General features: G+C 65.9%; 4 protein-coding genes and 5 pseudogenes. 2 read left to right on the top strand and 7 right to left on the bottom strand.

The annotated features are described in order from the left end of the window. From FQ389_RS23000 to FQ389_RS17040, 3 genes and pseudogenes are all read right to left on the bottom strand, one after another. Positions 1-198, bottom strand: a pseudogene (locus FQ389_RS23000) (molybdopterin-dependent oxidoreductase); the annotation flags it as partial. Next, positions 105-1,083, bottom strand: a pseudogene (locus FQ389_RS17045) (CoA transferase). The pseudogenes FQ389_RS23000 and FQ389_RS17045, both read right to left, overlap by 94 nt. Positions 1,084-1,114: 31 nt before the next feature. Beyond that, positions 1,115-2,131: a MaoC family dehydratase gene (locus FQ389_RS17040; protein WP_144209775.1), complete on the bottom strand. Its 1,017-nt coding sequence runs from the start codon at positions 2,129-2,131 to the stop codon at positions 1,115-1,117. A 126-nt stretch (positions 2,132-2,257) separates the two neighbouring features. Between FQ389_RS17040 and FQ389_RS17035 the strand changes: the two are divergent. Both FQ389_RS17035 and FQ389_RS17030 read left to right on the top strand, forming a co-directional pair. Beyond that, positions 2,258-3,405, top strand: a pseudogene (locus tag FQ389_RS17035) (acyl-CoA dehydrogenase family protein). Between the two features lie 121 nt (positions 3,406-3,526). Next, entirely contained in the window at positions 3,527-3,958 is a 432-nt protein-coding gene (locus FQ389_RS17030) for a CD225/dispanin family protein (RefSeq protein ID WP_144209772.1), read from the top strand. Between the two features lie 22 nt (positions 3,959-3,980). Here FQ389_RS17030 and FQ389_RS17025 read toward each other — a convergent pair. The 4 genes and pseudogenes from FQ389_RS17025 to FQ389_RS17010 all read right to left on the bottom strand — a co-directional run. Next, positions 3,981-4,920 (bottom strand): annotated as a pseudogene (locus tag FQ389_RS17025) (enoyl-CoA hydratase/isomerase family protein); the annotation flags it as partial. A gap of 3 nt (positions 4,921-4,923) precedes the next feature. Further along, a pseudogene (gene fadD4 / locus FQ389_RS17020) lies at positions 4,924-6,452 on the bottom strand (fatty-acid--CoA ligase FadD4). Positions 6,453-6,507: 55 nt separating this feature from the next. Then, on the bottom strand, positions 6,508-6,705 hold the full coding sequence (locus tag FQ389_RS17015) for a hypothetical protein (protein WP_407662933.1): 198 nt from the start codon (positions 6,703-6,705) through the stop codon (positions 6,508-6,510). A 222-nt stretch (positions 6,706-6,927) separates the two neighbouring features. Next, on the bottom strand, positions 6,928-8,754 hold the full coding sequence (locus FQ389_RS17010) for a phosphoenolpyruvate carboxykinase (GTP) (protein WP_144209769.1): 1,827 nt from the start codon (positions 8,752-8,754) through the stop codon (positions 6,928-6,930). Between the last annotated feature and the right edge of the window lie 151 nt (positions 8,755-8,905).

Here is an 8,905-nt window from a genome sequence, read left to right as displayed (position 1 = left end):
CAACAGCGCAGCGCCGCGGGTGATGCCGCCGAGCGTCTGCCCGGCCGTGAGCACCGCGAGCAGCGCCACCCAGCCGCCGATCAACCCCAACAGACCGCGCCGACTCATCGTCGGTTCGGCCGGGTTGGCGGCCACCAAACCGTCGGGGTCCGCCGGTTCGGGCCGGATGTCGACACGGCCGGACGGTTGTCGACGAGGTCCGTGACCGGCAGGGAGGCGTAGGTCGCGACGATCACCACCATCGTCACGTCGATGAATTCACCGCCACCGCGCGTCAGCGAGTCGAGCACGGCCGCGGCCGCTTCCAGTACGGTCAGGGGGTCGGCGATGGCGTCGCCCGCAGAACACCGGGCCGCCGGTGGCGGCGCCGACCAGGCCACCGGCAACGGCCGCATCGTCACCCAAAGCAGGCCGCGCATAGTCTTGACCATATCCGCTGATACGCAACCAGATTCGGCCCGCCCGCGGCGCGATGTGCTCCGGCGCCAGGCCACGGTGAGCCAGCGCCGCAGGGCGAGCCTTCAATGACGATGCCGGCGACCCCCAGCAGCGCGCGCAGATCTTCGGATTGACTGTCGAAATCGAGGCAGTAGGACAGCTTTTCGCCGTTCATCCAGTCGAATGGCGATTACCGCGACGGGTGCCGTCCGGGCGGTGTGGACTTTCGACTTTGACGACGGCCGCCCCGGCACGAGCCAGCAGCTGTCCGCACAGCGGCCCCGCCCACAGCGACGACAGGTCGGCCACCAGGGCGCCGATTCGATGCGATCGCGGCGCTACGGTCGGGGCCTCGGCCAGGGATCGCCGGAGATGTCGTCGGGGCGCGAGAGCGTCACCGCACACCAGCCGTCGCGGTGGCGAGCAGCCGAGTAGCCCCGCCCGCGGCGTGTAAGACCGAGCAGTCCCGCTCGGCCCGCCAACAGGCCGGCCGCGTCGACGGGGACATGCAGGCGGGCCCCCGCGGCCGCGGCGACCCTTTCGGCGCGGCCCAGCACAACGGCCCGGGAGAAGTCGGGCGGCCCATTGGGCAGGCCGGTCAGATAGGCCACCACTGCCTCCCCACTTCGACACCGCGTCGCTCACTGGAGCCTCACCTGAGCCATTGTCCTCCCGGTCAGAAGTGCAGGACGCTCAGCCGCCAATCGAGCACCGGGCGGTCGGGCTCGCCGGCGGTGTCGCTAACCGCATAGACCTGCGACCGCAGCCCCAGCACACCGCCCAGCTCGGTGGCCTCGGCCGACTCGATCTGCAGCAGGCTGTACAACGTGTCGCCTTCGTACACCGGCCCGGTGTGATCACAGGACTGCCAGCCCAGCACGGTCACCAGATTCGGCAGCAGCCTGTTGGCCTGCGCGAGCGCCAGCCCAATAGTGTGCCCACCGTACACCAGCCGACGCCCGCCGGATCGCCAATCATGGTGCGCTGCAGCGATATTCAAGGTAAGCCTCGCCAACTCGGGCGCGCTGCTCACCAGGTCGCCGGTGCTGTGCAACACCCGACCGGCCATGCCGACGTCGAAATGCTGTCCGGGGACCCGCCTTCGGAACGCGTCGCCGTCCCAGTGCGCGGTCGGGGAAACGGCAGGCGGCGCAACATCGATACCGATCGTGGACAGATCGTCGGCGGGGGCACCGTCGGGATCCCATCCGGGACTGGCAGGCAACATGGCGCAGCGGTGGAAATCGAGCACCAGCCGATCGGCCTGGTCGATGGTGGTCATCCGCAACGCAGCCAAACCCGTTGGGGCGCGGCCCGCTTTCACGGAGTTGGCCCGCAGACCCACCACCTCGGTGCGGGTGTAGAGCGAGTCGCCGATCACCGGGAAGCGATGAAACGTCAGCCCGCGGTAGAACAGGTTGGCCTTGACCCGCTGGGTGACCAGTGTGCTCTGCCCGATGGCGATGTCGCAGACCAGTCCCGGATGCGCCAGCGGTCCCGGCGGGCCGATCACCGCGGCGGCCAAGTCGGCGTCCAGCGCCAGCCGCAGCCGGTCGCCCACGATCGCCTGATGGGCGGCGGCCAGGCCCGCGGAGAGGGTCGCCACCGGCGCCCAATCGAAGACCTGGCCCGGCGAGAGGTCGTCGAAGTATGGACCGCCCTCGCGGATTCCCGCATACCCGTTACCCGTCACAACGCCTCATGCTGGCAGACTGTCAGATCAAGGGTCAACTCGCGGCGATCGCGAGCACGAGGCCCCCGGGCGCAGCGGACCACCGTCACGGCAGGAGGGTGATCAAAGGTGAACGACGAAGAAGACATGCTGGTCGCCACGGTGCGCGCGTTCATCGACCGCGAGGTCAAATTGACGGTCCGCGAGGTTGAGCACGCCAACACCTATCCCGAGGCGTGGATCGAACAGATGAAGCGGATCGGCATTTACAGCCTGGCCATCCCGGAGGAATACGGCGGGTCGCCGGTCTCGATGCCCGGCTATGCACGCGTCACCCAAGAGCTGGCCCGCGGCTGGATGAGCCTGGCCGACGCCATGGGCGGACACACCGTGGTCGCCAAGCTGCTCACGTTGTTCGGCACCGAACAGCAAAAGCGCGCTTCCCTGCCGCGGATGGCCACCGGCGAGGTGCGCGCCACGATGGCACTGACCGAGCCGGGCGGCGGGTCCGACCTGCAGAACATGTCGACCACCCTGCAGAACATGTCGACCACCGCGCTGCCGGACGGCTCCGGGGACCTGGTGATCAACGGCACCAAAACCTGGATCAGCAACGCGCGTCACTCCGGACTGATTGCGCTGCTGTGCAAGGCCGACCCGAACGCCACACCGCGGCACAAGGGAATCTCGGTTGTGCTCGTCGAGCAGGCCTGGGACTGACGATCTCGAAGGATCTGCCTAAGCTGGGATACAAGGGCGTCAAATCCTGCGAACTGTCCTTCGACAACTACGTCGCACCCACCTCTGCCGTGCTGGGAGACCGTATGGGCGAAGGCTTTTCACAGATGATGAAGGGCCTCTAGACGGGGCGCATCCAGGTGGCCTCGCGAGCCCTGGGCGTGGCGACGGCCGCCCTCGAGGACGCGTTGGCGTACGCTCAACAGCGCGAAAGCTTCGGCAAGCCGATCTGGATGCACCAGGCCGTCGGCAACTACCTGGCCGACATGGCCACCAAACTCACCGCCGCCCGCCAGCTCACCCGATACGCCGCCGAACGTTACGACAGCGGCGAACGCTGCGACATGGAAGCCGGGATGGCCAAATTGTTCGCCTCCGAGGTCGCGATGGAGATCGCCCTGAACGCGGTGCGCATCCATGGCGGGTACGGCTACTCCACCGAGTACGACGTCGAGCGCTACTTCCGTGACGCCCCACTGATGATCGTCGGCGAAGGCATGAATGAGATCCAGCGCAATGTGATTGCCGGGCAGCTGGTGGCCCGCGGCGGCATCTGAGCAAACCAGATTTCGGCGCTCGACCACTTCCGGTGCGCTATATTTGCCTGACTTGCGCACCAGCTGAGCGGCGCGGGAGTGACCTGTTCGGACCGCAGTAACCGCCAGGAAGGTAGCTGCCATGAGTTATCCCCCGGGGCCGTACGAAGGTTCATCCGAGTGGCAGGACCAACCACCGCCACCGGACTGGCAGGGCCAGCCGCAGGCCGGCTGGCCGCAACCGCCGCAGCCGGGGGCCTGGCCGGGACAGCAGCCGACGGGCTGGCCGGGTCAGCAAGAACCGGATAACTATCTCGTCTGGGCGATCTTGTGCACGGTGCTGTGCTGCCTGCCGTTCGGGATTGTCTCGCTTGTCTACTCGAACAAGGTGTCCGGATTGTGGGCCCAGGGACGGGTGGCCGAAGCGCAGGACGCGTCGAACAATGCCAAGAAGTGGGCGATCATCGGAGCGGTCGCCGGCGCCGTGACGTACGTGGTCATCGGGATCTTGTACATCGTGGTCGCCGTGTCGAGCATTCCGTCGACCACCCCGACCACGTTCGAGGGTTACTGAGCGATCGTTGCGCGCCAACGCCAATCGCGTCGACCAAACCCCAGTCCAGCGCGGTGTCGGCATCGACGGTGCGACCGGACAGCACCAGATAGGCGGTGCGCCAGCGCCCGATGCGCCGCGTGACGCTGACGGTGCCGCCGGCGCCGAGAATCAAGCCCAGGCTTAGTTCAAGCAGTCGGAAGACCGAATCCTATTGTTCCTCAATCCATCCGCAGAATGCGACCGTCTCAAGGCCGCTGCCCAGCACGCTGGCCGTGCACGTCGGCACGGCAGGACCGGACGAGGCGACTGGTCAGCGCGTCGAGCGCCTGGCGGGACTGTGCCAGGTGCGGGCCAAATGAGCACTCGCCGGGTCGGCGAAAGTACCGAATTCGGCCAGATCTCCTCCGCTGCAGAACGACGGACCGTTGCCGCTCAACACGATCGCGGTCACCGACGGATCCAGCTGCGCGACCGTCAGTGCCTCGAGCAGCGCGGCACGCGCATCGGTGGAAAACGCGTTGTGCCGGTGCGGGACGGTTGAACCGGATCCGCAAGGTGTCGCCGTCGCGCTCCGCGAGCACGGGGTCGGCGGTCTCGACCACTCGGGCCTCGCCGCGTTCGGCGAGCCAGCGCGCGAACTCCTGCCCGGCCTGCAAGGTCGAGTAGGCCAGCGACTCGGTCACCACACCGGCCAGCGCCGCGGCGTCGGGCCGCACGGCACGCAGCACGTCGTCACAGACGCCGCTGGCGTGCGGCCACCGTTCGCACCGGGCGCGCAGCTCGGCCAGCGCGTCGTGTACCGACTCGACGGTGGTCACCCGCCGGTCTGCATAGTGGTCCTCGGTCAGCGTGAAAGTTTCTGTATACAAACAGGATTGGTGCAGAGAGAGCTCATCGGTCGAGCCGACGCCGATGACCACGCCGGGCAGCGGGATGAGGCCGGCGTCCGGCGCGTTCGACAGCTCGACCACCCGGAGCATCGATCACACCGAACACTTCTCGACCAAGCCGTTCTTGTAGAGCTACTGGTGTCGGTCCGAGGCAGCAGCGCCTCGAAGGCGATTGATCGCGGACATTTGTAGTGCGCCAGCCGATCTCGCAGCCAGGCCATCAGCTCGTCGCCGAACTCGTCGGTGGCGTCGGCCGGGTCCACCGCCTGAACGGCCACCACCACCCGCTTCCCCATCTCGTTGTCGGGCACCGAACACCGCGGCGTCCAACACTTTTGGGTGAGTCACCAGCAAGTTTTCCGCTTCCTGCGGGTAGATGTTCACACCACCGGAGATGATCATTCGGTGGCGGCGGTCGGTCAGATAGAGGTACCACTCCTCGTCGAAGTAGCCGATGCCGCCGACCGCGGCTCAACCCTGTTTGTAACGCGACGATGCGGTTTTCGTTGGGTCGTTGAGGTATTCGAATGACTGGCCGCCCTCGAAGAAGATCTCCCCGGCCTGGCCCGGCGGCAGTTCGTTACTGTTTTTGTAGAGAATGTGCACGGCGCCGCCCATAGGTTTACCGACCGGTCCCGAATTCGCCAGCCAGTCCTCGGCGGTGATCAACGTGGAACCGTGGACTTCGGAGGAGGCGTAGTACGCGATCGATGATCGGCCCCCACCAATCGATCATCTGCTTCTTGATCTCCACCGGACACGGCGCCGCAGCGTGCATCACCCGTTCGAGGCTGGACAGATCGTACGAATCACGCGCTAATGCGGGAGTTTCAGCATCCGGACGAACATCGCCGGGACGAACTGGCCGTGGGTGACCCGGTACTGCTGGATCGCATCCAGCGTGCCCTCAGCGTCGAACTTCTCCATCACCACCGTGGTGATGCCGTCGGCCTGGACGGTAATCGACCATACCGACGGCGCGGTGTGATACAGCGGGGCCGGGCTCAGATACACCGCGTCGGGGTGCATCCAGAAACTGACCAGGGCCGACATCATGCCCGGGGCGTCTTCCGGTTTCACGTGCGCAACTGGCGCTTGATGCCCTTGGGCCGGCCAGTGGTGCCCGACGAGTATTGCAGCAGGTCACCCTCGATTTCGTCATCGATCGGTGTATCCGTTGACCCGCAACACAATCGGGATACCGCTCCCAGCCCGGCAACTCACCTTCGGCAAGCGGGCCGGTGGCCAGCAGCAGCCCGGGCAGGCCGTTCGGCAGATGCTCGGCCAGGTCCGCGCAGGTGTCCTTCAGCACGGCCGAACCGACGATCGCCTTGGCGTTGCTGTTGTCGATGATGTAGGCCGCCTCGGCCGCGGGAGGTGGTTGTTGAGCGGCACGTAATACAGGCCGCTACGCCGAGCCGCCCAAATGACAGCGTGGATGTGCTCGTTGTTCTCCATCAGAGATCGCAATACTGTCGCCCTCGCGAAGCCCGGCTTGCCGGTACCGGTGCGCCAGTCGATTGGCCCGCGCCTCGAGTTCATCGAAGGTGACGATCGTCCTGGACGGATAGAGGATGACCGCCGCTACCGCCGAATCCGGAAGTGAAGGGGCGAATCTGCATACGCCGACTGTACTGCCGCCTAAGTTGACGGGTGTCGACTGGCCCTCGCCGGGTGTCAGCCGTGCGGCGCCTCGGAGATCTTGCCGATCGTCTGGCAGTACGTCTGCGCCGACAACCTCGTCGCGGAGATTTCGATGTTGTTCGGATCGGCCCGGCTCTTGTCCTTCAGCATTTTACTGACTTCGTCGTTCTGCTTCTTCTCGTCCTGCGTGGTGAAGTCCTTGCATTTGGTGTCGCCGCCGGTGTTGATCACTTGCGACGGGGAGCAGCCGCGAACAGGAGTACCGTCGCCGCAGCCGTTATCGCCAGCGCGGCGGACGTCGTGGACCTAACAGACTTCATCGTCGGCCCCCAGGATCGGTGTTCGCTATCTAATACACCGTCGCATGTCGTTCCAAACACGAAGTTTCAATCGCCACAGCATGTTTGCCAAGGAAGCCGTGCCGGATAAAAATCGGCGCCGGTGTGTCCTTACCTAGCTAGCTTCGGAGAGCCGCTGCTTGAGTGCCTCGAACTCGTCGCGCACCCCGGTCGGGAGCTTTTCGCCGACGAAGTTGAACCACTCCTCGATCAGCGGCAGTTCCTCGCGCCACTCGGCCGGGTTGACCGCCAGCGCTTTCTCCACCACGCCGCTGTCGATGTCCAGACCGTTCAGGTCGAGGTCCTGGGCGCTCGGCACGATGCCGATCGGGGTGTCCTGCCCGCCGGCCTTGTGCTCGATGCGGTCGACGATCCACTTGAGCACCCGGCTGTTCTCGCCGAAGCCGGGCCACAGAAAGCCGCCGTCTTCGTCGCGGCGGAACCAGTTGACGAAGAACACCTTCGGCAGTTTGGACTCGTCGGAGTTCTTGCCTAGGTCGATCCAGTGCTGGAAGTAGTCACCGACGTGGTACCCCATGAACGGCAGCATGGCCATTGGGTCGCGGCGCACCGTGCCGACCTTGCCCTCGGCGGCGGCGGTCTGCTCGCTACCCATCGTCGCACCCATGAAGACGCCGTGCTGCCAGTCGCGTGCCTGCGTCACCAGCGGGACGGTGGTCTTGCGGCGCGCGCCGAACAGGATGCCGGAGATCAGCACGCCCTGCGGGTCATCCCACTCGGGAGCCAGGATCGGGCACTGCGACATCGGGGTGCAGTACCGCGAGTTGGGGTGCGCGGCCTTCTCGTCGCTGTCCGGCGTCCAGTCGCGGCCCTTCCAGTCGATCAGGCGCTGCGGGTCGCCTTCCAGGCCCTCCCACCACACGTCACCGTCGTCGGTCAGCGCCACGTTGGTGAAGATGGTGTTGCCGGCCTCCATGGTGCGCATCGCGTTCGGGTTTGACCTCCAGTTGGTGCCCGGCGCGACGCCGAAGAAGCCGAACTCGGGGTTGACCGCGTAGAGCCGGCCGTCCTTGCCGAACCGCATCCAGGCGATGTCGTCACCGAGCGTCTCGGCGCGCCAGCCCGGGATGGTCGGCTGCAGCATCGCGAGATTGGTCTTGCCGCACGCCGACGGGAACGCCGCGGCGAAGTAGTACGCCTTGTTCTCCGGGGAGATCAGTTTGAGGATCAGCATGTGCTCGGCCAGCCAGCCCTCGTCGTGCGCCATCACCGAGGCGATCCGAAGCGAGTAGCACTTCTTGCCTAGCAGGGCGTTGCCGCCGTAGCCCGAGCCGTAGCTCCAGATCTCGCGGGTCTCCGGAAAGTGAGTGATGTACTTGGTGTCGTTGCACGGCCACAGCACATCCTTTTGGCCCGGCTCCCGCGGTGCGCCCACCGAGTGCAGTGCCTTGACGAAGAACCCGTCGCTGCCGAGCTTCTTCAGCGCAGCCGTGCCCATTCGGGTCATCACCTTCATCGAGAGGACGACGTACTCGGAGTCGGTGATCTCCACGCCCAGCTTGGGGTCGTCGGCACCCAGCGGCCCCATGCAGAACGGCACCACGTACATGGTGCGGCCGCGCATGCACCCGCGGTACAGGTCGGTCAGGGTCGACCGCATCTCGGCCGGGTCCATCCAGTTGTTGGTCGGGCCGGCGTCTTCCTCACGCTCGGAGCAGATGAACGTCCGGGACTCGACTCGTGCCACGTCGGATGGGTCGGAGAGAGCCAGGTAGCTGTTGGGCCGCTTCTCGTCGTTTAGCTTCGTCAACGTGCCAGCCTCGACCAGCTGGGCGGCCAGCCGGTTGAACTCCTCGTCGGAGCCGTCAGCGAACATAACCCGGTCAGGCTGGGTCAGTTCGGCGACCTCCTGTACCCAGGCCAGCAGCCCCTGATGATTGGTGGGTGCAGCATCCAGACCGGGAATGGTCGCTGAGGTCATCGAACTCTCCTGAATTCGTCTCCGTTACGTGCGGGCACACAGGTGAAACGGATATTGACAGGGTGGCGTTAACTACAGGTTAACGTGATCCCCTTGCTGGGGAGGGTCCGGGGCGGGTGTAGGCGTTGTTCCCGCTACGGGTTCGGGGCGG

It is taken from the genome of Mycobacterium tilburgii (assembly GCF_902168065.1).
In the GTDB taxonomy this organism is placed as follows: domain Bacteria; phylum Actinomycetota; class Actinomycetes; order Mycobacteriales; family Mycobacteriaceae; genus Mycobacterium; species Mycobacterium tilburgii.
The sequence above is the reverse complement of the archived record's forward strand: the minus strand, read 5'-3'. Positions and strand labels throughout refer to the sequence as shown.

What these genes read in the sequence shown, in the direction of transcription:
- FQ389_RS17030 (WP_144209772.1), top strand. Translation starts at nt 3,527, where the DNA reads ATGAGTTATCCCCCGGGGCCGTACGAAGGTTCATCCGAGTGGCAGGAC.
- FQ389_RS17010 (WP_144209769.1), bottom strand. Translation starts at nt 8,754, where the DNA reads ATGACCTCAGCGACCATTCCCGGTCTGGATGCTGCACCCACCAATCAT.